28 protein-coding genes are annotated in these 23,874 nt (G+C 32.6%); 21 read left to right on the forward strand and 7 right to left on the reverse strand.

The window, feature by feature from the left end; all coding sequences use genetic code 11:
* Positions 1-22 precede the first annotated feature (22 nt).
* The 6 genes from gcvH (at position 23) to FUA22_RS13175 (ending at position 5,322) form a co-directional block, all read left to right on the forward strand.
* Positions 23-403 (forward strand): glycine cleavage system protein GcvH, encoded by a 381-nt coding sequence (gcvH, locus tag FUA22_RS13150; RefSeq protein ID WP_147769014.1) that lies wholly within the window; start codon positions 23-25, stop codon positions 401-403.
* A 49-nt stretch (positions 404-452) separates the two neighbouring features.
* A complete protein-coding gene (locus FUA22_RS13155; RefSeq protein WP_170309912.1) occupies positions 453-773 on the forward strand; it encodes a VanZ family protein in 321 nt (106 codons plus the stop codon).
* Between the two features lie 58 nt (positions 774-831).
* Entirely contained in the window at positions 832-1,551 is a 720-nt protein-coding gene (locus FUA22_RS13160) for an energy transducer TonB (RefSeq protein ID WP_147769016.1), read from the forward strand.
* A 128-nt stretch (positions 1,552-1,679) separates the two neighbouring features.
* Entirely contained in the window at positions 1,680-2,471 is a 792-nt protein-coding gene (locus FUA22_RS13165; RefSeq protein ID WP_147769017.1) for an energy transducer TonB, read from the forward strand.
* A 118-nt stretch (positions 2,472-2,589) separates the two neighbouring features.
* Positions 2,590-4,689: a gliding motility protein RemB gene (locus FUA22_RS13170; protein ID WP_147769018.1), complete on the forward strand. Its 2,100-nt coding sequence runs from the start codon at positions 2,590-2,592 to the stop codon at positions 4,687-4,689.
* Positions 4,690-4,782: 93 nt separating this feature from the next.
* Positions 4,783-5,322 (forward strand): hypothetical protein, encoded by a 540-nt coding sequence (locus FUA22_RS13175; protein ID WP_147769019.1) that lies wholly within the window; start codon positions 4,783-4,785, stop codon positions 5,320-5,322.
* On the opposite strand, the gene FUA22_RS13180 is transcribed toward FUA22_RS13175, so the two are convergent.
* On the reverse strand, positions 5,323-6,192 hold the full coding sequence (locus FUA22_RS13180; RefSeq protein WP_147769020.1) for an MBL fold metallo-hydrolase: 870 nt from the start codon (positions 6,190-6,192) through the stop codon (positions 5,323-5,325).
* 133 nt (positions 6,193-6,325) lie between these two features.
* On the opposite strand from FUA22_RS13180, the gene cyoE reads away from it, so the two are divergent.
* The 14 genes from cyoE to tsaB all read left to right on the forward strand — a co-directional run bounded on the left by cyoE (position 6,326) and on the right by tsaB (position 18,049).
* Positions 6,326-7,219 (forward strand): heme o synthase, encoded by an 894-nt coding sequence (gene cyoE / locus FUA22_RS13185; protein WP_147769021.1) that lies wholly within the window; start codon positions 6,326-6,328, stop codon positions 7,217-7,219.
* Between the two features lie 2 nt (positions 7,220-7,221).
* Positions 7,222-7,803 (forward strand): cytochrome c oxidase subunit 3, encoded by a 582-nt coding sequence (locus FUA22_RS13190; protein ID WP_147769022.1) that lies wholly within the window; start codon positions 7,222-7,224, stop codon positions 7,801-7,803.
* Positions 7,804-7,954: 151 nt separating this feature from the next.
* On the forward strand, positions 7,955-8,938 hold the full coding sequence (locus FUA22_RS13195; protein ID WP_147769023.1) for a cytochrome c oxidase subunit 3: 984 nt from the start codon (positions 7,955-7,957) through the stop codon (positions 8,936-8,938).
* Positions 8,939-8,962: 24 nt separating this feature from the next.
* Positions 8,963-9,343 (forward strand): cytochrome C oxidase subunit IV family protein, encoded by a 381-nt coding sequence (locus FUA22_RS13200; RefSeq protein ID WP_147769024.1) that lies wholly within the window; start codon positions 8,963-8,965, stop codon positions 9,341-9,343.
* Between the two features lie 101 nt (positions 9,344-9,444).
* On the forward strand, positions 9,445-10,167 hold the full coding sequence (locus FUA22_RS13205) for a hypothetical protein (RefSeq protein ID WP_147769025.1): 723 nt from the start codon (positions 9,445-9,447) through the stop codon (positions 10,165-10,167).
* A complete protein-coding gene (locus tag FUA22_RS13210) occupies positions 10,154-10,900 on the forward strand; it encodes an SCO family protein (protein ID WP_147769026.1) in 747 nt (248 codons plus the stop codon). Before FUA22_RS13205 ends, FUA22_RS13210 begins: the two co-directional genes overlap by 14 nt.
* The gene (locus tag FUA22_RS13215; RefSeq protein WP_147769027.1) at positions 10,893-11,423 is read left to right on the forward strand and encodes a DUF420 domain-containing protein; all 531 of its coding nucleotides are present in this window, start codon (positions 10,893-10,895) and stop codon (positions 11,421-11,423) included. The genes FUA22_RS13210 and FUA22_RS13215 overlap by 8 nt, the downstream gene beginning before the upstream one ends.
* Before the next feature lies 1 nt (position 11,424).
* On the forward strand, positions 11,425-11,643 hold the full coding sequence (locus tag FUA22_RS13220; RefSeq protein WP_147769028.1) for a hypothetical protein: 219 nt from the start codon (positions 11,425-11,427) through the stop codon (positions 11,641-11,643).
* 88 nt (positions 11,644-11,731) lie between these two features.
* Complete coding sequence (locus FUA22_RS13225; RefSeq protein WP_147769029.1) at positions 11,732-12,433, forward strand: ABC transporter ATP-binding protein; 702 nt, start codon at positions 11,732-11,734, stop codon at positions 12,431-12,433.
* Positions 12,426-13,655 carry an ABC transporter permease gene (locus FUA22_RS13230; RefSeq protein ID WP_147769030.1) on the forward strand — a complete coding sequence of 410 codons (1,230 nt, stop codon included), beginning with the start codon at positions 12,426-12,428 and terminating at the stop codon, positions 13,653-13,655. The genes FUA22_RS13225 and FUA22_RS13230 overlap by 8 nt, the downstream gene beginning before the upstream one ends.
* A complete protein-coding gene (locus FUA22_RS13235; protein WP_147769031.1) occupies positions 13,648-14,898 on the forward strand; it encodes an ABC transporter permease in 1,251 nt (416 codons plus the stop codon). The genes FUA22_RS13230 and FUA22_RS13235 overlap by 8 nt, the downstream gene beginning before the upstream one ends.
* A gap of 20 nt (positions 14,899-14,918) precedes the next feature.
* Positions 14,919-16,049, forward strand: coding sequence for an efflux RND transporter periplasmic adaptor subunit (locus FUA22_RS13240; RefSeq protein ID WP_147769032.1), 1,131 nt, complete (start codon positions 14,919-14,921; stop codon positions 16,047-16,049).
* A 10-nt stretch (positions 16,050-16,059) separates the two neighbouring features.
* Complete coding sequence (locus FUA22_RS13245; RefSeq protein WP_170309913.1) at positions 16,060-17,376, forward strand: TolC family protein; 1,317 nt, start codon at positions 16,060-16,062, stop codon at positions 17,374-17,376.
* A gap of 1 nt (position 17,377) precedes the next feature.
* A complete protein-coding gene (gene tsaB, locus FUA22_RS13250) occupies positions 17,378-18,049 on the forward strand; it encodes a tRNA (adenosine(37)-N6)-threonylcarbamoyltransferase complex dimerization subunit type 1 TsaB (protein WP_147769034.1) in 672 nt (223 codons plus the stop codon).
* 3 nt (positions 18,050-18,052) lie between these two features.
* On the opposite strand, the gene FUA22_RS13255 is transcribed toward tsaB, so the two are convergent.
* The 6 genes from FUA22_RS13255 to FUA22_RS13280 all read right to left on the reverse strand — a co-directional run bounded on the left by FUA22_RS13255 (position 18,053) and on the right by FUA22_RS13280 (position 23,446).
* A complete protein-coding gene (locus FUA22_RS13255) occupies positions 18,053-18,637 on the reverse strand; it encodes a hypothetical protein (RefSeq protein WP_147769035.1) in 585 nt (194 codons plus the stop codon).
* 170 nt (positions 18,638-18,807) lie between these two features.
* The gene (locus FUA22_RS13260) at positions 18,808-19,620 is read right to left on the reverse strand and encodes a mechanosensitive ion channel family protein (protein ID WP_147769036.1); all 813 of its coding nucleotides are present in this window, start codon (positions 19,618-19,620) and stop codon (positions 18,808-18,810) included.
* Between the two features lie 89 nt (positions 19,621-19,709).
* Positions 19,710-20,063: a DUF1304 domain-containing protein gene (locus FUA22_RS13265; protein ID WP_147769037.1), complete on the reverse strand. Its 354-nt coding sequence runs from the start codon at positions 20,061-20,063 to the stop codon at positions 19,710-19,712.
* Positions 20,060-22,099, reverse strand: coding sequence for a thioredoxin domain-containing protein (locus FUA22_RS13270; RefSeq protein WP_147769038.1), 2,040 nt, complete (start codon positions 22,097-22,099; stop codon positions 20,060-20,062). Before FUA22_RS13270 ends, FUA22_RS13265 begins: the two co-directional genes overlap by 4 nt.
* Positions 22,100-22,260: 161 nt before the next feature.
* Entirely contained in the window at positions 22,261-22,461 is a 201-nt protein-coding gene (locus FUA22_RS13275) for a dodecin family protein (RefSeq protein WP_147769039.1), read from the reverse strand.
* An 82-nt stretch (positions 22,462-22,543) separates the two neighbouring features.
* Positions 22,544-23,446 (reverse strand): NifU family protein, encoded by a 903-nt coding sequence (locus FUA22_RS13280; protein ID WP_147769040.1) that lies wholly within the window; start codon positions 23,444-23,446, stop codon positions 22,544-22,546.
* A gap of 174 nt (positions 23,447-23,620) precedes the next feature.
* On the opposite strand from FUA22_RS13280, the gene FUA22_RS13285 reads away from it, so the two are divergent.
* The coding region (locus FUA22_RS13285) for a type IX secretion system membrane protein PorP/SprF (protein ID WP_147769041.1) at positions 23,621-23,874 on the forward strand (254 nt) is incomplete at its 3' end.

The raw sequence follows: 23,874 nt of genomic DNA on the forward strand, positions 1-23,874 counted from the left end.
AAATAATTTAATGATATAACACATGAATATTCCATCAGAATTAAAATATACTAAAGACCACGAATGGGTTAATATTGAAGGGGATTTAGCTACAATAGGAATTACAGATTTCGCGCAAAGCGAATTGGGTGATATTGTCTATGTTGAAGTTGAAACAGTTGATGAGACATTAGATGCCGATGAAGTTTTTGGTACTGTAGAGGCTGTGAAAACAGTTTCTGATTTATTTTTACCTCTTTCTGGTGAAATAGTTGAGTTTAATGATTCATTGGAAGATGAACCAGAAAAAGTAAATTCGGACCCTTATGGTGATGGATGGATGGTCAAGGTTAAATGTTCAGATCTTTCAGAAGTTGAAGAGCTGATGTCTGCAGATGATTACAAAACCTTAATTGGTGCTTAAAAAATACGCTTTCTTCATAGCCATTTTATACTCACTTAGTTTGTTAATTGTGAGTTTAATAAAATTTAATAGACTGCCAGATGTTGGTGTAGATTTTGGCGATAAGATATTTCATTTTTTAACTTATGGGTTATTAACTATTTTATGGTTATATACATTTTTGTATAACTTCAAATTTAACTTTAGACACGCTATTTTTACGGCGGCAATTTTATCAATAGTTTTTGGTATAATTATTGAGGTATTACAGGGTAGTCTAACTAGTTACAGAGCATTTGATGGTTTTGATGCTTTAGCCAATACATTAGGAGTATTGATAGCATCATTGGCATTATGGGGCAAAAGAAATTTAGGCGTTAAAAACTTATAATCTCTTGCTTTTTTGATAAATAAATAGTTATTTTAGCAATCTTGATAAACGATTAATTATGGAACCAAAGAAAAATTCTAAAGCAAATGTAGGACGTAATAGTTCTCTTTATTTCTTAATAGGTTTGGCATTGATGCTGTTTTTAACAAATTATGCCATTAATTATAAAACCTATGACAAATCAAATATTGACATTGGTCAATTAGATATGGATGAGGAGTTGGAAGAAGAAATTCCAATCACAGAGCAAATTCAAACGCCTCCACCTCCACCACCTCCACCAGCAGCTCCTGAGGTTATAGAGATTGTGGAAGATGAAGAAGAGGTAGAAGAAACCGTAATTGAGTCTACAGAAGTTGATCAAGAAACTGAGATTGTTGAGGTAGAAGAAGTAGAGGTAGAAGAGGTAGAAGAAGATATAGATGTACCATTTGCAGTTATTGAAAATGTACCAATTTTCCCTGGTTGCGAAAGAGGAGATAACAATGCAAAAAGAGCTTGTATGTCAAAAAAGATATCTCAGTTTGTAAATAAGAAGTTTAATACGGAATTAGCTAGTGACTTAGGTTTATCTGGAAGACAACGTATTAATGTAATTTTTAAGATAGACAAAAAAGGGGATGTTGTTGGTATTAGAGCAAGAGCACCACATCCGGGTTTAGAGAAAGAAGCTAAAAGAGTTATTAGTCAATTACCTAAAATGAAACCTGGTAAACAACGTGGTAAGCCAGTGAATGTTCCATATTCTTTACCAATTATTTTCCAAGTTCAAGATTAAGTATTACTTTACTTAGTAAAGGCTAAGTACATAAGATAAAATCCCGTTACAATTACTGTAACGGGATTTCTTTTTTGGTATACTTATTGCGACTTTATCATAATATTAACATTTAAACTATAATTATTATGAGAAATCGTAAAGATTCTCACGGACTCATTCGGCAAAATGAGTATTCCGTGAAAAAATCACAAAAGCATGATGCAAATTTACAAAAAAACTCCACCCTTTACTTCCAGGTTGGACTAATAGTTTGCCTATTGGTCACCTACGGATTGTTTGAAATGAAGTTTGAAACTAAGACTAAGGAAGTAGCTAGTCTTCCGCCTATTGAAGAACCATATAGTATTGATATACCATTGGTGAAGATTGAGAAAAGCGAAATTAAAGAAGCAATTAAGCAAAAGACAGTAACAAAAGCAAAGGATTTTATTGAAGTTCCTGATGATACTGAAGTCATTAGAGATATTATTGATATACCTGTTAACCCTGACGATGATAAAAACCCGCCTATTAATCCAGGAGATATTATTGTTGATGACATAGAGGAAGAGGTGATCTTGCCCATAGACTTCGTTCATCAAGTACCTGTTTATCCTGGTTGCGAAAACAAAAAGAATAATGATGACAGAAAAAAGTGTATGTCTCAAAAACTATCAAAACTAATCCAAAGAAGTTTCAACGGTAGTGAGATTGCCTCTGAGTATGGTATATTTGGTAAGCAAAGAATTACTGTTCAATTTTTAATTGATAAAACAGGGAAGGTGAAAGATATTAAGACTAGGGCACCACATCCGAAATTAGGAGATGAGGCGCAACGTGTAATTAATAGAGTTCCCGTAATGCAACCTGGTAAACAAAACAAAAAAACCGTGGGAGTTAGGTATACTTTGCCAATAGTTTTTGATGTTCAAAATTAGAGCCAGATAATTTTAAAGTCATAAAGCCGTTATCAAATTGATAACGGCTTTTTTTTATGCCTGCTTTATTGATAAATATATTATCTTTCAATTTTAAATCAAATCTCCAATTTTGTTCATGAAAAGATTCATTGTTCTATGCCTGCTTTTAGTTCAATATTATGGCTATTCACAAGACAAATTTTTAAATGAAAAACCACCAGTTTTTCCAAACTGCCAAGCGGTTGAAATAGATTCTTTGCAGCAATGTTTCAATAAAAGTGTGTTTGACCTTATTTATAATAACTATAAAGTGCCTCAAAAAGTCTATGATGAAAATTATAAAGGTGATGTAGTAGTTCTTTTTGAAGTTGATACCACCGGTACATTTAAGGTAGTATATATTGATGCTATATACAATGAATTAAAAAATGAAACAAAACGTGTATTTGGTGCTTTTCCAAAAATTACACCGGCAACATATAATGGAAGAACAACGTATAAGCAGTATTCTATTTCTATTAGAGTTCCTTTAGTTAAATATGTTGAACCTAGTCATGATATAAATGTAACCAATGGTTTATCAAAATTAGAGGAAGCAGCCAAAAAGGAATTTGATAGTATTAAAAGCAGCTTAGAGTCTTATACTAACCAACGATTTTCAAGTGAGTTAAACATCCAATTCACGCATAGTGATTATAACCGATTTGATAGGTCAATGAATCTTATAGGAACTAATAGTCACACAGCATCAAAGCCATTTTTATATAGTGAAGTTTCGAAGTACTATGATTTTGAGGAAGAAGATAAGAAGCTACAAAAAAAGAAAGAAAGTTGGGCTGGAAAAAAACTATGTAATGATCATTTACTACAATTACGAGGAAAAGATTATTGGTTTACTATTGATCCTATTTTCGATTTGCAAGTTGGAAAGGATACAGATGCAGATTTTAGTTCAACATATAACAATACCCGCGGTTTTGTTGTACAAGGAGGTTTGGGTAAAAAGTTTAATTTTTATTCTGCAGTTTTTGAAAGCCAAGGTCGGTTTGCAGATTATGTGAACAGATATTCTGAAAGTTTGAAGGCTTTTGGTCCAGACCCTGCTATTATCCCGGGGAGAGGTATTGCGAAACGTTTTAAAACAGATTCTTATGATTATCCCGTGGCCGAGGCGTATTTATCATATTCGCCGGCGGAGTTTTTAAATATTCAATTTGGGCATGGCAAGAATTTTATAGGAGATGGTTATCGCTCGCTATTATTGAGTGATGTTACTAGTCCGCACCCATTTCTGAAATTAAACACAAAATTCTGGAAATTAAAGTATACCAATACCTTTATGTGGATGAAAGATGTAAGGGATGAGGTGGTTGAAGACAAAGCTTTTTTAACCAAGTATGTAGCCAATCATTATTTAAGTTGGAATGTGTCTAAACGATTTAATTTAGGTTTGTTTGAGTCTGTACTTTGGACTAATAGTAATGACAGAGGTTTTGATATTAATTATTTGAATCCAATAATTTTCTATAGAGCCATTGAGTTTGAAACTGGTCAAGGAGCTGGAAACGCCTTACTGGGTGCTACTGCAAAATATAAGTTTAGTGATGATGTTAATGCTTATGGTCAGTTTATATTAGATGAATTCTCATTAAGCGATATCAAAGGAGGAGAAAAAAGCTGGAAGAATAAGTATGGCTATCAATTGGGACTTAAATATTACAATGCTTTTAAGGTTGATAATTTGTTTTTACAGTTAGAATACAATAGAATCCGTCCTTATACCTATTCACATAATACGATTGTTTTAAATTACGGACATAACAATCAGCCTTTAGCGCATTTATGGGGAGCAAATTTTTCTGAATTAATATTAATTGGGAGATACCGCTTAAATAGATGGTTTGCTGACGCCAAATTTATTTTTGGTAACAGAGGATTTGATTATAACAATGGTACAGATAATTTCAGCTACGGAGGAGATATTTATAGAGATTACAATGACCGTCCGTTTGATACTGGGGTAGAGATTAATCAAGGTATAAAAACCAAATCGTTTTACGGGAATTTGCAAGCAGGTTACGTGGTTAATCCAGCGTCAAATTTGAAGTTATTTACAGATATAACCATTAGAAATTTTGATCCGAATGCCACAACAAGGGAAACCTTCAATAATAATACCGTATGGTTTAATATTGGTTTAAGAACCGATTTGTTTAATTGGTATTTTGATAATTAAACTCAATAGTTATTTCTTGTCTTTTCCGAAAATGATTTTTGTCATAAATATTACATTTTCACTAATGTATATTTATTGAAATATGGAAAGTGTATGGATAAACTTAAAGTTATTAAAAATGCCATAATAATTGGTATTTCACTTTTTATAATATCTGCTAATTCTCAGGAAAAATCAGGAAATTTTAAATTTAAGGCATTAGATTTTGGGTTGGGCATTTATAACGATTGTCAAGCCACACTTGAAAATGGCTTTAACGGGGATATGGAATTTCAATTTGATATAAATTCAAATATACTTTCATTTCAATATAAGTGTGGCATAGGGCTTATTGATAACGGAACGTTATTCAACAATGTATTTGACGTGTTTTTAGAGGTGAATTTGTTGTACGGTAGAGAATTATTGATTAGTAAAAAAGTGCTTTGTGGATTCCACTTAGGAGCTGGGTATATACATAGCACGAAGCTTTTCGGAGATGTGAAAAATGCTATGGGATTTCCGGTAAGTATTAAGTTGGTTCACGTTATTTTAAAGCAGATTAGTTTGGGAGTTAGCCCGTATGTGAATTTTAATCGGCTTAATAACATCTATTCATTAAATCTGTTTTTGAGGGTTAAATTCAATAAGTGATTATTCTTGTTTTAAACTAGTATAAAAGATTTTTCTAATTCTTTCTGAGGAAATAAAGCAGCAGTCATAATCTAAATCGTCATAAGTTTTGGTTAAAGATTCATTAGCAATAATTTCTTCCTCAGTTTTACCAGAAGAAATTTCAGTTTGAACATTTTGTCTTAGGTTTTCCATCATATCTAGAAATGCCAGATATTCCTTTTTATTAGATAAAACACCATGGCCTGGAATTATTTTAGTGTCATCATCAATGACTATTAGTGTTCTTTTAATAGCGTTTATATAACCTTCAACACTGCCGCCTGATATCAAATCGATATAAGGATAACGTCCGTTAAAGTAGGTGTCTCCAGTGTGCAATACATTGCTTTCTGTAAAATAGTATAAAGCATCACCATTGGTATGCGCATTTTCAACGTGAAAAACAAGAATAGTATCTCCGTTAAAGTGAATATTCATCTTATCATTAAAGGTGATTACAGGTAAATAATCTTCAGATTGTCTTTCGTTAGCTTTAATTCGTTTATAAACATTGTCATGAGCTAAGATATGCGTTCCTAACTTTGAAATATTGGCATTACCACCCGTGTGGTCACCATGATGATGGGTGTTGCCTAAAAAAGTAATATCCTTATCACTTAGTTGTTTAATGGCATCAAGAATTTTTGGGGTTAACCGCCCAAATTGACTATCAATCATAAGCACGCCATCATCGCCAACGGAAACACCAATATTGCCGCCTTGACCTTCTAGCATATAGACGTTCTCTGTAAGTTTGGTAGTTTTAATAGTAATCTCTTTACTTTGACTAAATATTGAAAACGAAAAACTGAAGAATATAGAGAAGCAGAGTATTTGAAAAGATTTCATAATAAATAAAATAAGTTATTCTTTAAAAATACAAAATCTTTCATCGTCAAATGGTGAGTATAAAATTACTTGTAAACCTATTGTCAAAATGCTTTAATAGAGTATCTTTGCACTCGCAAAACAAAACAGAGCTTTGGGTAGGTCAAAATCTTCATTAACAACACCTTCGGTAATTTCAGATTTTAAGGAAATTACAAAAATGGGGCTCGCCCTAAGTGTTGTATTTTCATCACTTGCAGGTTATTTATTGGGAGTAGAAACAGTTGATTTCAAAACTCTTATTTTATTAGCCCTTGGTGGTTATTTTATGGTGGGAGCCTCTAATGCCTATAACCAGATTATAGAAAAAGATCTAGATGCTTTAATGAATCGTACTAAAAACAGACCTATTCCAGCAGGAAGAATGTCTGTGACAACCGCATTTATTATAGCCACGGTCTTTACACTTTTAGGAATTATCATTCTATATACCATCAATAAGCAAACAGCTATGTTTGGTGCTATTTCTATCTTTTTGTATACCTGTGTATATACGCCTTTAAAGACAAAAACACCATTGGCAGTTTTTGTTGGGGCTATTCCGGGAGCCATTCCGTTTATGTTAGGATGGGTAGCAGCCACAGATGATTTTGGTATTGAACCAGGAACCTTGTTTGCGCTACAGTTCTTTTGGCAGTTTCCACATTTTTGGTCTATTGGTTGGTTTTTATATGAAGATTATAAACGCGGTGGATTTTTTATGTTGCCTACTGGAAAACAAGATAAAGGTACAGCAGTACAAACCATAATGTATTGTATATGGACTTTAATAGTATCTATTATACCAGTTTTTGGTTTTACAGGAACCTTAAAACTATCAGTAGTAGCTGCTATTCTAGTGGGGCTTTTAGGTTTAGGTATGGTGTATTATGCTTTTAGGCTATTTAAAATTATGACCGAAAAAGCTGCTAAACAATTAATGCTTGCCAGTGTATCGTATATTACACTGATTCAAATAGTATATGTAATTGATAAATTTATCAGATAACTATGGATTTAACTCAAGGAACACAAGAAGAAAAAAAGGCCAGAGCAAAAAAAATGATGCTTTGGTTTGGTATTATTTCATTAATCATGTCCTTCATGGGGTGGACGAGTGCTTTTATAGTTAGTAGCTCAAGACCAGATTGGTTAAAGGAGTTTCAATTACCAAATGCTTTTATTATTAGTACCATTATTATTTTGGTAAGTAGTTTTGCTTTTATTTCTGCAAAAAAGGCATTGAAACAAGGAAACAGGGAGAGTACCACATTATGGTTAATGATAACACTTGGGTTGGGTATTGTCTTTATTGTTTTTCAATTTATGGGTTTTCAACAAATCATTGATTTAGGATATAATTTTACAGGACCAACTAGTAATGTAACCATGTCTTACATCTATTTGATTGCCATGGTGCATATTTTACATGTGGTTGCTGGGTTAATTTGCCTATTAGTAGTAATTTATAATCATTTTAAACAGAAGTATGATGCGGCTAACATGCTAGGGTTAGAATTAGCAGCAACTTTTTGGCATTTTATTGATGTACTCTGGGTTTACCTCTTCCTCTTTTTGTATTTTGTTAGATAGTATCCTTTTTTAATACAAATTAGTATTAATTTAACTAGGAATATTAAGGTAAACTGATATAAATCATAGTTTAAAATTTACAGGTGTATATTTCGTCAGATAAATAAAATGATTATTTTTGTGCAACTTTTTTAAATAACAACCATTATATATGAGTACTACAGTTGTAAATGCTGATACAGAAGGAAAAACTTGGGGAGGCGGTAACCAACCGTTAAAAGCAAGTTACGGTAAAATGATGATGTGGTTTTTCATCGTTTCAGATGCATTAACATTTTCAGGCTTTTTAGCAGCCTATGGATTTTCTAGATTTAAATTTATTGATTCATGGCCAATAGCCGATGAGGTGTTTACTCACTTTCCGTTTTTACACGGGGTAAATGCACCAATGTACTATGTGGCTTTCATGACATTTGTACTTATTATGTCATCGGTAACTATGGTTTTAGCTGTTGATGCAGGTCATCATTTAAACAAGGCCAAAGTTACTTTATACATGTTCTTAACCATTATTGGAGGTTTAATATTCGTTGGGTCTCAGGCCTGGGAGTGGAATACTTTCATTAAAGGGGATTATGGTGCTGTACAAACTAAAGGTGGTAACATATTACAATTTGTTGATACCGAAGGTCACCGTGTAGCGCTTAAAGATTTTGTTGTTGCAGATACGCATAAAGAAAGAGTTCAAGACGAACGTAAAAGTGGCCTGTGGTTTACTTCTGAAGGAACTTTACCAACTTACACGGTTGAAGAAGTAGTAAATGGTTTAGAAGCTCATGATAATGTTTTAGTGAGAACTCAGATAATTAATGAAGAAGGTGAAAAAACAGTTTTGTCTAGAGCCGAATCATTAAGACAAATAAAAGAAAACGGGAAATTAGTTGTTGAAGGAGCAAATCTACATGTAAATGAATATGGTTCTCCATTATTCGCAGACTTCTTTTTCTTTATTACAGGTTTCCACGGTTTCCACGTATTTTCTGGTGTACTTATTAATATCATCATTTTCTTTAATGTAGTATTAGGAACATACGAAAGACGTAAGAGTTACGAAATGGTTGAGAAAGTGGGATTATACTGGCACTTTGTAGATTTAGTTTGGGTATTTGTATTTACATTCTTCTACCTAGTTTAATTCAAAAAACAGATTTAAAAAGACATGGCACACGCACATAATTTAGCAATATTAAGAGGTCTAATAAAATTTAAGTCAAATACTCAGAAAATCTGGGGGGTTTTGATATTACTATCTATAGTAACTACTGTTGAGGTTGCTTTGGGTATTGTAAAACCAAGTTGGTCATTGGCACCAGTTTTAGGAATGAAACTTTTAAACTGGATTTTTATCATCCTTACCATAGTTAAAGCGTATTACATTACTTGGGATTTCATGCACATGCGTGATGAAACTAAAGGTTTAAGGCGCGCTGTTGTTTGGACTGCAATTTTCTTAATCCTTTATTTAATATTCATTTTATTACAAGAAGGAGGATACGTTTTTGACGTTTATAAAGACGGTTTTATTAAAAGAGATTTCTAAACAGAGTTAATCTGTTAAAATATAGTATAAAAGGTGGTTTATAAGAACCACCTTTTTTATTTTTGCATAATCTATTTAAAGACTTAATAAACAAATATTTAATGGATATAAAGAAAGTTGGTAGGTATACTATTTTAGGGATTTTGTTCTTTCTTCCTGTGACCTTTTTGTTGCTGTTGTATCCCGCTACGCACAATTACAATCCCCTAGATATTGTGAATGAAGACGTAATAGAATTAAAAGCTTTCTCGTCTAATACAGGAACACCAATTTCATTAGAAGAGAATATAACTGTTTTGGGTTTTTTTGGAATGAATCCCATGGATAAATCTACTGCAGCCTCTAATTTGAAAGAGTTGGTGTATGATAAGTTTAAAGGATTTAAAAAGTTTCAGGTGGTTATAGTAGTACCTGAAGGAACGGAAGAAGTTGCTGAGACCCTTAAAGAAGAGATTAGTCAATATGAAGATTTAAGATTTTGGCATTTTGTTTTTGGAAGTCCTGAGAATATCAAGAAATTATATAGAAGTATTAGAGTAGTGCCCACTTTAGATAACGCATTGGCAACAGATGATGTTTTTATCATAGACAAAGAACTAAACCAGCGTGGTAGAATAGATGACAGGTCTGATAACGATATTGAAAAAGATAGACCGGTTTATGGATTGAACGCCTATAATTGTATTGAAGTAGCAACTATTAAAAATAAGATGAGTGAAGATATGCGTATATTATTTACGGAGTATAGGCAGAAAAGGAAAGGTGAGTTTAATACTGACATAAGGCGAGCTAACGACTTAAAAAATACAGATGAAGAAAACTAATTATTCATATATAGGTATAGCCTTTATAATTCTACTTTTTGGAATAATTTTTATTCCTAGAATTGTAGACAGAATTTCTAATGAAGATATTATTAGAAATGAAAGTAGAAGCGATTATGCAGATGATAAAGAAACTTCATCTTCAGATTTACTTTTTATTCCTGACGCAAACGGTAGTAATAAAAAAGTGCCTGACTTTAGTTTCACCAATCAAAATGGTAAAATCATAACCAATAAAGATTACGAAGGAAAGGTTTATGTGATTGAATTCTTTTTTACTACCTGTCCAACTATTTGTCCCAGAATGAATCATAACTTGGTAAAAATCCAAAATACTTTTAATGATTTTGAAAATTTTGGTGTGGCGTCATTCACTATTAATCCAAAGCACGATACATCAGAAGTATTAAAGGCATACGCAGACAACTATGGTATAACCAATCCTAATTGGCATTTAATGACTGGCGAAAAGGAAGCTATATATAATTTGGCAAACGAAGGTTTTTATATTTATGCTGCTGAGAATAAAGATGTAGAAGGAGGCTTTGAACATTCAGGTAATTTTGCTTTAATTGATAAAAACGGATTTATACGTTGTAGAAAGGATAATTCTGGAAACCCAATTATTTATTATGAGGGAATTACTTCAGAAGAAGAGCAAGTGAATGACGAAGGTCAGAAAGAGCAGATAAGTGCTTTAAAAGAAGATATTAAAAAACTACTCAATGAGTAATCAAGAAAACATTTCAAACGATAAAAAGTACGATAAACTTATAGTTGTATTATCTATAGCTATTCCATTAGCAGTTGCTGCGCTTTTTGGGATTAAGGTAGATTATGAATTACCTGTGTTTTTACCACCTATTTATGCGTGTGTTAATGCTATTACTGCATTTGTATTGGTATTCGCATTTATCGCTATTCAAAACAAAAAAAGGAAACTTCACGAATGCTTAATGACTTTTGCCATTGTTTTATCGGTTTTATTTTTGCTAATGTATATAGCTTATCATATTACAAGTGACTCTACTAAATTTGGAGGAGATGGTGTTGAAAAATATATTTATTATTTTGTTTTAATCACGCATATTGTAATGTCTATTGCGGTTATTCCGTTTGTATTAATTACTTATGTAAGGGCTATTACAAACAATATTGAAAAGCATAAAAAAATAGCTAAAATTACATTCCCTTTATGGTTGTATGTGGCTATTACTGGTGTAGTAGTTTATATGATGATATCACCTTATTATTAAAATGAAGCATAAATCAATCTTTTTTCTTTTTTCTTTTTTCTTTTTTCTAAAAAGTAATGCGCAATGCGCCATGTGTAGAGCGGTATTAGAAAGCGAAGAAGGAATGACGGCTGCCGAGGGTATTAACGATGGTATTGTATACCTTATGGCCATACCTTATATACTTGTTGGAGGCATTATATTCTTTATTTATAGAAAGTACGGGACGTTAAAAAAATAACAAAAACTTTCCTATGAATTTTTTGTAACATTCCTTTGCTTAATGAGTCTAATATTTAAGCCGTTAGGCTTTCAAAACTCCTTAAAGAATGTTAGAAATACGCGATTTACACAAATCCTATCCCATAGGAGACTCTCATTTACATGTTTTAAAAGGAATAGACCTGTCAGTTGAAGACGGTGAAATGGTAGCTATCATGGGGTCTTCAGGATCTGGTAAATCTACGTTGCTTAACATTATTGGTATGTTAGACCATGCTGATTCTGGCGAATATATTTTGGATGGTCTCCCCATAAAAGATCTTACTGAAAAGAAAGCAGCGCTTTATAGAAACAAGTTTTTAGGATTTATTTTTCAATCCTTCAATCTTATCAATTATAAAAATGCATTAGAGAATGTGGCCCTTCCATTGTATTATCAGGGAATGAAGCGTAAAGAGCGTCAAGAAAAAGCTTTATTTCATTTAGGTAAAGTCGGGCTAACAGATTGGGCACATCATTTACCGAAGGAGTTGTCTGGTGGTCAAAATCAAAGAGTTGCTATTGCTAGAGCCTTGGCAGCAAACCCTAAATTGTTATTAGCAGATGAGCCCACAGGTGCCTTAGATATGAATACTTCCTATGAAATTATGGAGTTCATTCAGCAATTAAATGATGAAGGGAAAACCATTTTAATGGTAACTCACGAAGATGATATTGCGCATATGTGTAAGCGTATTGTTCGTTTACGAGATGGTGTAATTATGGAGGATACTAAAATAGACCAAGTTAGAGCTAAGAAGCATGTTTGATTTAGACCTTTGGCGGGAAATATTTCAGAGTATTATTAAGAATAGAACTAGAGGTCTGTTATCTGGTTTTACGGTGGCATTTGCCATTTCATTATTTACTATTCTTTTTGGTATAGCTAATGGTTTGGAGAACACCTTTGATCAGTTTTTTGTACAGACAGCAGATAACGCATTGTATGTTTATAGTGGAAGAACATCAAAACCTTATAAAGGGCTTCAGGTAGATAGAAGTGTATTTCTTTATAATAAAGACATAGACTACATTAAAAATGAGTTTAAAGATAAAATAGAATATATAACACCAAAAATATCTAGAAACTTTCAAGTTTCATGGAGTAATAAAAAAGGAAGTTATTTTATACTTGGTGTTCAACCTGATGCACAGCATATCGAAAAAGTAAAAATTAAAGATGGACGATTTGTAAATCTAAACGATGTTAAAAATCACAATAAAGTTATTGCAATTGGTAGATTGATTGAAGAAGATTTGTTTGGGAAAGAATCTGCCTTGGGTCAATATATTAATGCCGAAGGTATAAATTATAAGGTTGTTGGAGTTTTTACGGATAATGGAGGAGATTCACAAGAGCGTTTGGCTTATGTGCCTGTTACAACAATCCAGCACATTTATTTGAGTAAGGATTTTATTGAGGAAATCAATATTACATATAATAAAAAAATGTCGTCTGATGAGGCATTGACTTTTGGTTCAGATCTTACAAAAAAAATGAAGCAACGAAAAGATGTGGCTCCAACAGATCAACGTGCTATTAGGGTCAATAATATGGCTTTACAAACTAAAGGCATAGAAACAATGACTTGGGGCTTACGGGTTCTTATATTCATTATCGGCTTAGGAACTTTAATTGCGGGTATAGTTGGTATCAGTAACATTATGATATTCATAGTAAAAGAGCGCACCAAGGAAATAGGAATTAGAAAAGCTTTAGGAGCGTCTCCTAGATCAATTGTATCCATAATTTTAATGGAATCTGTTTTGGTTACTGCTTTGGCTGGATACATTGGATTATTAATTGGTATAGGAGTTTTAGAATGGGTTGGGCCTAGTTTAAAAGATTATTTTATTACAGACCCACAGGTGCACCCAAACATTGTTATTTCGGCAACATTAATTTTAATAATGGCAGGAACATTGGCTGGGTTTTTACCGGCTAAAAGAGCTTCAAAGATTAAACCTATAATTGCATTAAGAGATGGTTAAAATATTTAGGTTTTTATTTGATAGAGATACTTGGCAAGAAGTATTTGGTAGCCTTAAAAAAAATACACTTAGGTCTGTCTTGACCATGGTTGGTGTTTGGTGGGGAATTCTATTGCTTATTGGTTTGTTAGGTTCTGCAAGGGGTATTGAAAATAACTTTAATGTGCTTTTTGAAGATTTCGCTACTAATAGTGTTTTTATTGGGGGTGGTAGAACAAGTATGCCATTTAAGGGTTATGAAGAGGGAAGGCCAATTATATTAAGATTAGATGATGCAAAAAAGGTAGAAGAAAATGTTGAAGGTGTTGAATTTGTAGTTCCCCGTAATATGGGTAATTCTAAAATGAGCAGAAAAACATTTTCTGGAACGTTTAATATTACTGGGGATTTTCCACTTTTAAATGTTGTTGCTAAACCCGACTTGACTTTAGGTCGATTTATCAATCAAAGAGATATTGATGAACGAAGAAAAGTAATTGTTATTTCAGAAGATGTTTATAAACAACTTTTTGAAAAAGATGAAGACCCTATAGGAGAGCTGGTTACTGTAAGTAATACAAGTTTCACGGTAATAGGGGTGTTTAAAGTGGTTAATTTTGGAGGGCCACAACTAGATGGTCATATGCCTTTTACAACATTTCAGCAATTATATAATCGGGGAGATAGAATAGGTTGGATGATGGTTACGGGTAAGCCAGAATATGATATTAATCAGATTGATGCTGATGTAAAGTTGTTGCTTAAAAACCTTAAAAAAGTACACCCTAATGACAATAGAGCTTTTTTTGGTTTTAATTTAGGAGATCAGTTTAGTCAGTTTACCGGGTTTTTAAAAGGCATGCAGTTTTTAACTTGGTTTGTTGGGTTGGCAACATTAATTGCTGGTGTTTTTGCTATTGGAGGTATATTATTAATAACCGTAAAAGAACGCACTAAAGAAATTGGAATTAGAAGAGCGCTAGGAGCTACGCCTATAATGATAAAAAAGCAGATTATAGTAGAATCTGTAACACTTTCACTAGTGGCGGGTTTTATTGGCATTATTACAGGTGGTTTAATTTTAATGTGGTTTAATCAATCCATGTTAGATAGCGAAGAACCTTTTATGCGGAATCCATCAGTACCAATAGGCATCGTGTTTTTCGCTTTGTTAATTGTGGTCGTATTAGGAACATTAATAGGGCTTATTCCTGCTAATAAAGCAACAAGTGTTAAGCCAATTGATGCATTAAGAGAAGAGTAAAAAAAATAGAATTACATAAAATGAATAAATCAGTAAAAATTATTATCGGAATTGTGGTGCTACTTGCGTTTGTAGCAGTCTTAAAATATTTTAAAGATGCTAACTCAAATGAGCGTGAAGACTTTGAGGTTGAGCAACCTTTTTTCACAACAATAAATTCTAAGGTAGTTGCAACGGGTAGTCTTAATCCGGAAGAAGAAATCCAATTAAAACCTCAAATTTCTGGGATTATCGATGATATTTTGGTAGAGGAAGGAGACTTAGTTCAAAAAGGAGATTTAATTGCCAAAATTAGAATTGTTCCTAATGAGCAAGCCTTAGCAAGTGCCAATAGTAGAGTAAATACAGCACGCTTGTCTTTTGATAATGCAAATACACTCTTCAAAAGAAATAAAATTCTTTTTGAAAAGGGAGTGATTTCTAAACAAGATTTTGAGAATAGTGAGTTGTCATTAAATCAATCTAATGAAGCTTTAAAACAAGCACAAAACGATTATCAAATTGTCCGACAAGGTTCTATTTCAGGTCAACGTTTGGCAAACACCAGTATTGTGGCTCAAATTTCAGGAACCATTTTAGAAATTCCGGTAAGGATTGGAGACCAGGTAATACAAAGTAATAATTTTAATGCCGGAACTACCATTGCCACTGTGGCGAATATGAATAAAATGATTTTCGAAGGTCAGGTTGATGAATCTGAGGTTGCGTTGCTTGAAGAGGGCAAACCTATAGATATTGTTATTGGGGCGCTAAATGAGAAAAAGTTTCCTGCAAAATTGATGTTTGTAGCACCAAAAGGAGTGACTGATAACGCAGGCGCAGTTCAATTTACTATTAAGGCTGATGTTGAAATTGAAGCAACCAATAATATTAGAGCAGGTTATAGTGCCAATGCAGAAATTGATATTGAAAATAAAGATAGTGTACTCAGTATTAAGGAAGCTCTGGTTCAATTTAACAGAATTACAGAAAAACCATTTGTTGAGATAAAAGGAGAGGATGGAAAATTCAAAAAGCAAAAGATTGAATTAGGGCTGTCTGATGGAATCAATGTTGAAGTTACAGAAGGTGTTAAAGAGGGTGATGAAATTAAGGTTTGGAACAAAGCTTCTGATGACGAAAAGGAAAGTGCAGATGAAGAGGATAAATAATAGAAGACATATGAAAAAGACACTTTTAATAACATTATTTTTTGCATCTATTCTAAGTTTTGGGCAGCAAAAAAAATGGACACTCCAAGAATGTGTTTCGCATGCTTTAGAGAATAACATTACTGTAAAGCAAGGAGAGAACACTTTACTATCAAATGAACAAGATGTCATTGCTGCAAAGGGACAATTTTATCCATCACTGGGTGCAGGAATTAACCAATCTATGAGTTTAGGGCAAGCAGAGTTGTTTGCTGGTAATTTTGTTGATAGAAGATTTCACTCAACAAGTATAGGCCTTAGTGTATCACAAACCGTTTTTAATGGTTTTAGAAATACTTATATATACAAGCAATCCCAAATTAATTTGGAAGCTAATGAGTTTGAATTGGCTAGAATAAAAGATGATATTTCTTTGAATGTGGCCAATGCCTATTTGAATGTTTTGTTCAATAGAGAAAATTTAGAAACGGCACAAGCGCAATACGAGTTTAGTAAAAAACAGTTGGAACAAGTTGAAGATTTGGTAGATGCTGGCGTGCAACCCAAGGCAAATATTTATGATGCTCAGGCTACCTTAAGTAGAGATGCGCAACAAGTTACTATAGCTGAAAACAACTTTAATTTAGCATTACTGTCTTTATCTCAATTGTTACAAGTGCCATTTGCTGATTTTGATGTTGAAATAATCGAAATTGATAATCCTTCTGAAACCTTAATGTATAAAAGTATAGAACCAGTTTTGGAATACGCGTTTCAAAACAGAAATGAAATAAAGGTGGCCGAAAAAAATATTGAAAACGCAGAAGTAGGAACCAAAATTTCTAAGAGTGGTTATTTACCCAATGTTTCATTTGGCTATGGGTATAATGCTGGAGCTAATTTTTCAAATTTAACAAGCGATAATTCCTTTTTTCAACAATTAAATGATAATAGGGGGCACAGTTTCAATTTAAATGTGAGCATTCCCATTTTTTCAAGATTTCAAAATAAAACCTCGGTAGCTAAATCTCAAATTGCCGAAGAAAATGCAAAACTTGGTTTTAATCAAGTCAAATTAAATTTGGAATCTAATATTCAACGTGCATTTACAGATGCCCAAGTCGCATTAAAAGCTTATGTGGCTGCAAAATCATCATTGTCATCTCAAGAATTGGCATTTAATAATGCCAAAGAACGTTATGATATTGGGGCTATGACCGCATTTGACTTAGAGCAAGCTAGAGTTCAGTTTATAAATGCCATGTCATCTTTAATAAATGCTAAGTATGATTTTGTTTTTAAGACAAAAGTTTTAGATTTTTACATGGGAAAAACTATAACTTATTAATTTGGCACTAATACTTAATATAGAAACCGCAACTACCAATTGTTCAGTGGCGCTTTCAAAGGATGGAAAAACTATTGCTTTAAAAGAAGACAGTAGAAATGGCTATTCGCATGCAGAAAAATTACATGTATTTATTGATGATGTTTTAAAAGAAGCGAACATTAGTAAAACTGAATTGAATGCCATTGCAATTAGTAAAGGTCCTGGGTCTTATACTGGTTTACGCATTGGGGTTTCTGCAGCTAAAGGTTTGTCTTTCGCTTTAGATAAACCATTAATTTCTGTTCCAACGTTAGACGCTTTAGCGCAACAAATAAGTTGTGACAACGGGGTTGTTGTAGCTATGTTAGATGCTAGAAGAATGGAAGTGTATTCTGCTATTTATGACTCTAAGCATAATCAAATTAGAGAAACTCAAGCGCAAATTTTAGATGAAACTTCTTTTACAGATTATCTAGAAAAAGGAAAGGTGTATTTTATAGGAAATGGCGTTGAAAAAACAAAGGAACTCATCAGTCATCATAATGCCATTTTCATTGAAGATAGGTTGCCTTCGGCTAATGATATGGGTGTGTTAGCATTTAGTAAATATAAAAAAAGAGGCACCGAAGATGTCGCCTATTTTGAACCTTATTACTTGAAAGATTTTGTGGCTTTAAAACCCAAGTCTTAAGAGTTAATTCTTTGTTAGAGAATTATAATAATTACATAGAATTAAAAGGTCCACCTCTCCTTTTAGTTTTAAATTCTTTGATTTTATAAAACCAGTTATCTCTTTGTGTTTCGATTTAAACATATTAATAGTAGCATTTTTGTTTTTTGATACTTCATGTAAATCACCCTCAATTTTTATATAATAAATGTCTTTTAACCTTCTAAAGGCAGCGGGTGTATCAGACACAAAACTATTACCAGTAGATTTGTATTCTTTTAGGTAAATAATTTCCTCTTTTTTTAATAAAGTAGCAGGTTCCCAGTCATTTTCAGAGAGGATTACGAAGTAGCCTAACTTGTTATTATAGTTGTAGGCTCTATATTTTTTATCTCGAAAAACTATATATAGGTAGTCCGGAAGTGCTTTTAATTGGTAGTAATCTACCCCATCTTCAAAAGCAGAAATCTCCATGTAATCGGTATAGGCATTATAAATAACAAAGGCGCTTCCTATATGCTGCATGTTCTTGTTAAAGATTTTTCCAACAGGAAGATTTTTTTTAAGCCCCGAATAATTACTTATATAAGGAGATCCCTCAGATTTCATATTCTCATAATTGGGAACTCTAATATGTGTTTGAAGTATCTCTTTAGGAAGCTTACTGGAGGAAATTTGGGTATTATATTTTTTCTTAATGGATTCTTGAGTGAATCCATTAAGAAAAAATAATATTGATATGGCCAATAAAAAAAATCTAATAAGCCGTTAATTAATTATTAACCTTTTTTCTGAATCTCCACTTGATGTGGGTAAGGAATTTCAATTCCAGCTTTATCGAGAGCTTCTTTTACGTTTTCGGTTACATCAAAATATACGTCCCAGTAATGGTCAGTCTTACACCATGGTCTAACAGCAAAATTCACTGAACTATCAGCTAGTTCAAGAACAGTAACAGCTGGGGCAGGATCTTTTAATATTTTTGGATGAGATGTTAGTACATTCATTATAACCTCTTTTGATTGTTTGATGTCTGCGTCATAGCTTACGCCAAACACCAAGTCAACACGTCTCGTGCCTTCTGTAGAGTAATTAATTATATTACCATTTGAAAGCGCTCCATTAGGGATAATGATTTCTCTATTTGATAAGCCTGTTAGTTTGGTTGTGAAAATTTCTATTTCTTTAACCACACCTAATTCACCTTGTCCTTCAATTAAATCTCCTATTTTAAATGGTTTGAAAATCATTATTAAAACCCCACCCGCAAAGTTTCCTAAAGAACCCTGAAGTGCCATACCAACAGCTAAACCGGCAGCAGCTAAAATTGCAGCAAAAGAGGTGGTTTCAATTCCTAATTGGGAAAGAATAACTAAGAAAAGTAATATTTTTAAGCCCCAACCAATTAAGTTTAGAAGGAACTTTTGCAAGCTTACATCATAGTTGTTTTTAGACATGACTTTGCTAATGCCTCGTATTATTTTTTTTATAAGCCAAGAACCAATAATCCAAATGACAATGGCACCTATAACTTTAATTCCGTAATCTACAATGAAGTTTTGAGCAATTTCGAGATACTTACTAATATCCATAATGTGTGTTATTTATTTTGAGTTATAAAATTAAAAACTATATCCAATTTTTTCAACTTTTGGAGTATGAAAAAATCATTAATTCTATTTTATAAAAAACAAGAAATTAAGGCTGCTATAGCTGGTACTGCTTGAATATAAAATAGTTTTATTTGCTTTGTTGAGTATGACCCATAAATTCCAGCTACGGTCACACAAATAAGAAAGAAAATTGCAATTTCTATGTCATTTTTTATCATGGCATATATTAATCCTGTAGCTAAGAACCCATTATAAAGCCCCTGATTAGCTGCTAGAACCTTGGACTCTTCAGCAAATTCTTTAGATTTTAAACCAAAAGTTTTAATGCCTTTGGGTTTTGTCCAGAGGAACATTTCAAGAATGAGAAAATAAAAATGCTCAAGTGCAACAATTGTAATTAAAATAATGGTTATTGTGGTCATTCTTTTAAAAATTCAATAGCTTTATCAATTTCAGATACAGGTAGTTTACAAGCTTTATTTACACATACATAAATTAATGTAGCTTCAGGGTTGAATCTATTTAACAATAATGGCATATTACTTTCACCAGTACTTCCAGCTATGAGTTTATTAGGAAGATATGTTTGGTTTAATTCTGTTATTTTCTCCTGTGCATCTTTTCCAACAATAGCTACCTCATAGAAAGGACTAGTATAATTAAGCATTAAATCCAACCAGTTTGAGTAGCCTGAAGCATACTCTTGCATTTCTGGTTTTACATTGTTCAACATGGTCATTGCCGTTTTACTATAATGAGAATTATCATAATAATGAGCCAACTTAAAAAGGTTTTTTGCCATAATAGAGTTGCTCCCAGGAATTACATTGTCTCTATACTCTATACTTCTTGATACCAAAGAAGCATCATCATTTGAAGTAAAGTAAAACATACTGCTATTTTCATCATAAAATTTATCAAAAGTATAATTTGCTAAATCTCTGGCGGTACTAAGCCATTTAGTGTCAAGTGTGTTTTCATATAAAGCAATATAGGCATCAATAACGGTTACATAATCTTCAAGGTATCCATTAAATTTACTTTCACCTTCTTTAAAAGTATGAAAGAGCGCACCATCCTCCTGAATCATATTATTTGAGATAAACTGGGCATTTTTTATGGCAGTTTCCAAATATTCGGGATTATGAAATACTCTATAAGCGTCAATATACCCTTTAAGCATTAAACCATTCCAAGAGGTAAGTGTTTTATCATCTAACCTTGGTTCTGGACGTTTGTTTCTTACTTCAAGAAGTGTGCTTTTCCAAGTATTTTTTTTATTCTCCAATTCACTTTGTGTGATTTTATGCTTTTCTAGAATAGTTTCATCATTATCTTTTCTTATCAGTACATAATTGCCATGTTCCCAAAGCCCGAAGTTGTTTATGTTATAATAATCTGAAAACAAATCGAAATCATCACCAATAAGTGCTTGTAGTTCTTCTTTATTCCATACGTAAAAAGCCCCTTCTTCTAATTTGCCTTCAGAATTTATACTATCAGCATCAAGAGAAGAGTAGAAAGCACCTTCCTTTGTGGTCATATCCCTTTTTACATATTCTAAGGTTTCTTCTACAATGTTTTTGTATAGTTCATTTTTAGTTACTAAGTAGGCATCAGCGTATAAACTCACCAATTGTCCATTGTCGTAAAGCATTTTTTCAAAATGAGGTACATGCCATTTGGTGTCCACAGAATATCTTGAAAAACCGCCACCAATTTGATCAAAAACACCTCCATATGCCATTTTTGTAAGAGTGAGGTTTACATAATTTAAAAGTTCTTGGTCATTGTTTTGATAGGCATAACGCAATAAAAATTGATAGTTATTGGGCATCATAAACTTAGGAGCTCTATTTGGGCCTCCAAGATTATTATCAAATTGTGCAGACCATGTTTTTACTGCAGTTTCAATAAATTCACTTTCAAATATTGGCTTATCTGTATTAAGCTCTACCATATCAATGGCCTTAAGACCTTTTTCTACATTATCAGCTTGTTGATAAAGTTTATCTGGACTCTCGGTATATAATTTAGTGATTTGTTCAAGAATACTTATCCATTGTTTTTTAGGAAAATAGGTACCTCCCCAAATAGGTCTTCCGTCAGGTAAAGCAATAACGTTTAGTGGCCAACCACCATTGCCATTATTCAATAAGTAAACGGCATTCATATAAGCCTGATCTACATCTGGCCGTTCTTCTCTGTCAACTTTTATATTAATGAAGTTTTTATTCATTACCTGAGCCACAAGACTATCTTCAAAACTCTCATGTTCCATAACATGGCACCAATGGCATGCAGAATAGCCAACACTAATAAGCATAAGTTTTTTTTCGGCTTTTGCCTCGGCCAATGTATTATCATTCCAAGCTTTCCAATCTACTGGGTTATGCGCATGTTGTAACAGGTATGGGCTTGTTTCGTTTATAAGGTCGTTAGTGTATTTGTGGTTCATGTTATTTTCGTTCTGACCCTTACAGCTTAGTAATAAGGTTATTATAAGCAATGTTATAAAAGATGTCTGTTTCATAGGTTTTGTAAACGCATAAATATAAGACATAAAAAAGCGTTCATGAAATGAACGCTTAATTTTAAATTGATTTTAAGGGTTTTCTTTTAATCTACTTCAAAAGTGATTTTTAAGTTAACTCTAAATTCTGTAACGTCACCATTTTTAACGCTTGCACTTTGGTCTTGAATATATACAGAACGGATGTTTTTTACGCTTTTTGATGCGTGTTTAACGGCTTTTTTAGTTGCGTCTTCCCAACTTTTATCTGAGTTTGATAAAACTTCAATTACTTTTAATACTGCCATGATAAAATTTAATTTAGATTAACAAATTATTCTTTTGTTTATAGTTAAGAACCGTTAATTCTAAAAAAGTCACTTAGAAGTATTAACCATTTATAGCTTCCACCATTTCTACCTTACCTGGAAGCATTTGTTTTAGCATATTTTCAATACCATTTTTTAGTGTGAATGTAGATGATGGACATCCACTACATGCTCCTTGAAGCAACACGCTTACGTTTTTAGAGGTTTCGTCGTAAGAAATAAATTGAATATTTCCTCCATCACTAGCTACAGCAGGTTTTATGTATTCTTCTAGGATATTAATGATTTCTTTTGAAGTATCATCAAGACCATCAAAATTGGTGTCTAATTGTTCTGTGGTTTTTTCTAGTTTTTCAGCAGCTTCGGGATGTACTATTTCTTTACCACTTTCAATAAAATATTTTATAAACTCTCTAATTTCAATAGTGATGTCTTGCCATTCAGAAACATCATATTTTGTAATAGAAACGTAGTTTTCTTCAATAAAAACACTTTTTACAAATGGAAAATGAAATAACTCTGAAGCTAAAGGAGATAATTTTGCTTCATCAATTGATGTGAACTCAAAAAGTGATGTTACTATCTTTTTGTTAGCAACAAACTTCATTACCGCTGGGTTGGGAGTGGCTTCTGCATAAACAGTTACGGGAACTTTTTTGGGTGCTTCATCCTCAATTATTACAACGCCACCATTATTTAGATAAGCTTCAATCTGTTCAGAAACTTCTTCTTGTACATCTGCCCATTGCACGATGTCAAATCGCTCCACAGCAATAAAATTACCAGAGATATAAACCTTTTTCACAAATGGTAAATAAAACAATTGTTGTGCTAAAGGTGATGGTTTAGCATCATCTATATTATTAAATTCAAAGCTTTGATGATTTGTTATAAATTGATTAACCTCAAATTTAATTATAGTGTCATTAGATGTTTCTTGCACAGAAACCTTGAAAGTACTCATTTTAGCTATTTTTTTTCAAAAATACTAAAAGAAAACTATAGTTATCCATATATTTGGATTCATATCCTAGTTTTAGGATTTAAAAAAGGTAAAAGGAGTCTTTATCTTTTTTTTGTGTAATTTTTTAAGAATCAAGACGTTTGTATAACACCAAACCTACTTGTAGAAAAGTTTATGAGATTAAAAAATATATTTACAATACTATTAATAGCGCTATGTGTTAAAATTAGTATTTCACAAGAAGGTCTGCCTATATACACTGATTATCTTACTGATAATTATTATTTAATTCACCCGTCTATGGCTGGAGTTGCCAATTGTGCCAAGGTTAGGTTAACAGCCCGTCAGCAATGGTTTGGACATGAGGATGCTCCAAAACTACTAACTATGAGTATAAATGGAAGAATAGGAGATACGCCATCAGCATT

Source organism: Seonamhaeicola maritimus, assembly GCF_008056315.1.
GTDB classification, from domain to species: Bacteria; Bacteroidota; Bacteroidia; order Flavobacteriales; family Flavobacteriaceae; genus Seonamhaeicola; species Seonamhaeicola maritimus.

What these genes read in the sequence shown, in the direction of transcription:
- gcvH (WP_147769014.1), top strand. Translation starts at nt 23, where the DNA reads ATGAATATTCCATCAGAATTAAAATATACTAAAGACCACGAATGGGTT.
- FUA22_RS13160 (WP_147769016.1), top strand. Translation starts at nt 832, where the DNA reads ATGGAACCAAAGAAAAATTCTAAAGCAAATGTAGGACGTAATAGTTCT.
- FUA22_RS13165 (WP_147769017.1), top strand. Translation starts at nt 1,680, where the DNA reads ATGAGAAATCGTAAAGATTCTCACGGACTCATTCGGCAAAATGAGTAT.
- FUA22_RS13170 (WP_147769018.1), top strand. Translation starts at nt 2,590, where the DNA reads ATGAAAAGATTCATTGTTCTATGCCTGCTTTTAGTTCAATATTATGGC.
- FUA22_RS13175 (WP_147769019.1), top strand. Translation starts at nt 4,783, where the DNA reads ATGGATAAACTTAAAGTTATTAAAAATGCCATAATAATTGGTATTTCA.
- FUA22_RS13180 (WP_147769020.1), bottom strand. Translation starts at nt 6,192, where the DNA reads ATGAAATCTTTTCAAATACTCTGCTTCTCTATATTCTTCAGTTTTTCG.
- FUA22_RS13190 (WP_147769022.1), top strand. Translation starts at nt 7,222, where the DNA reads ATGGATTTAACTCAAGGAACACAAGAAGAAAAAAAGGCCAGAGCAAAA.
- FUA22_RS13195 (WP_147769023.1), top strand. Translation starts at nt 7,955, where the DNA reads ATGAGTACTACAGTTGTAAATGCTGATACAGAAGGAAAAACTTGGGGA.
- FUA22_RS13200 (WP_147769024.1), top strand. Translation starts at nt 8,963, where the DNA reads ATGGCACACGCACATAATTTAGCAATATTAAGAGGTCTAATAAAATTT.
- FUA22_RS13205 (WP_147769025.1), top strand. Translation starts at nt 9,445, where the DNA reads ATGGATATAAAGAAAGTTGGTAGGTATACTATTTTAGGGATTTTGTTC.
- FUA22_RS13210 (WP_147769026.1), top strand. Translation starts at nt 10,154, where the DNA reads ATGAAGAAAACTAATTATTCATATATAGGTATAGCCTTTATAATTCTA.
- FUA22_RS13215 (WP_147769027.1), top strand. Translation starts at nt 10,893, where the DNA reads ATGAGTAATCAAGAAAACATTTCAAACGATAAAAAGTACGATAAACTT.
- FUA22_RS13220 (WP_147769028.1), top strand. Translation starts at nt 11,425, where the DNA reads ATGAAGCATAAATCAATCTTTTTTCTTTTTTCTTTTTTCTTTTTTCTA.
- FUA22_RS13225 (WP_147769029.1), top strand. Translation starts at nt 11,732, where the DNA reads ATGTTAGAAATACGCGATTTACACAAATCCTATCCCATAGGAGACTCT.
- FUA22_RS13230 (WP_147769030.1), top strand. Translation starts at nt 12,426, where the DNA reads ATGTTTGATTTAGACCTTTGGCGGGAAATATTTCAGAGTATTATTAAG.
- FUA22_RS13235 (WP_147769031.1), top strand. Translation starts at nt 13,648, where the DNA reads ATGGTTAAAATATTTAGGTTTTTATTTGATAGAGATACTTGGCAAGAA.
- FUA22_RS13240 (WP_147769032.1), top strand. Translation starts at nt 14,919, where the DNA reads ATGAATAAATCAGTAAAAATTATTATCGGAATTGTGGTGCTACTTGCG.
- FUA22_RS13245 (WP_170309913.1), top strand. Translation starts at nt 16,060, where the DNA reads ATGAAAAAGACACTTTTAATAACATTATTTTTTGCATCTATTCTAAGT.
- FUA22_RS13255 (WP_147769035.1), bottom strand. Translation starts at nt 18,637, where the DNA reads ATGAAATCTGAGGGATCTCCTTATATAAGTAATTATTCGGGGCTTAAA.
- FUA22_RS13260 (WP_147769036.1), bottom strand. Translation starts at nt 19,620, where the DNA reads ATGGATATTAGTAAGTATCTCGAAATTGCTCAAAACTTCATTGTAGAT.
- FUA22_RS13265 (WP_147769037.1), bottom strand. Translation starts at nt 20,063, where the DNA reads ATGACCACAATAACCATTATTTTAATTACAATTGTTGCACTTGAGCAT.
- FUA22_RS13270 (WP_147769038.1), bottom strand. Translation starts at nt 22,099, where the DNA reads ATGAACCACAAATACACTAACGACCTTATAAACGAAACAAGCCCATAC.
- FUA22_RS13275 (WP_147769039.1), bottom strand. Translation starts at nt 22,461, where the DNA reads ATGGCAGTATTAAAAGTAATTGAAGTTTTATCAAACTCAGATAAAAGT.
- FUA22_RS13280 (WP_147769040.1), bottom strand. Translation starts at nt 23,446, where the DNA reads ATGAGTACTTTCAAGGTTTCTGTGCAAGAAACATCTAATGACACTATA.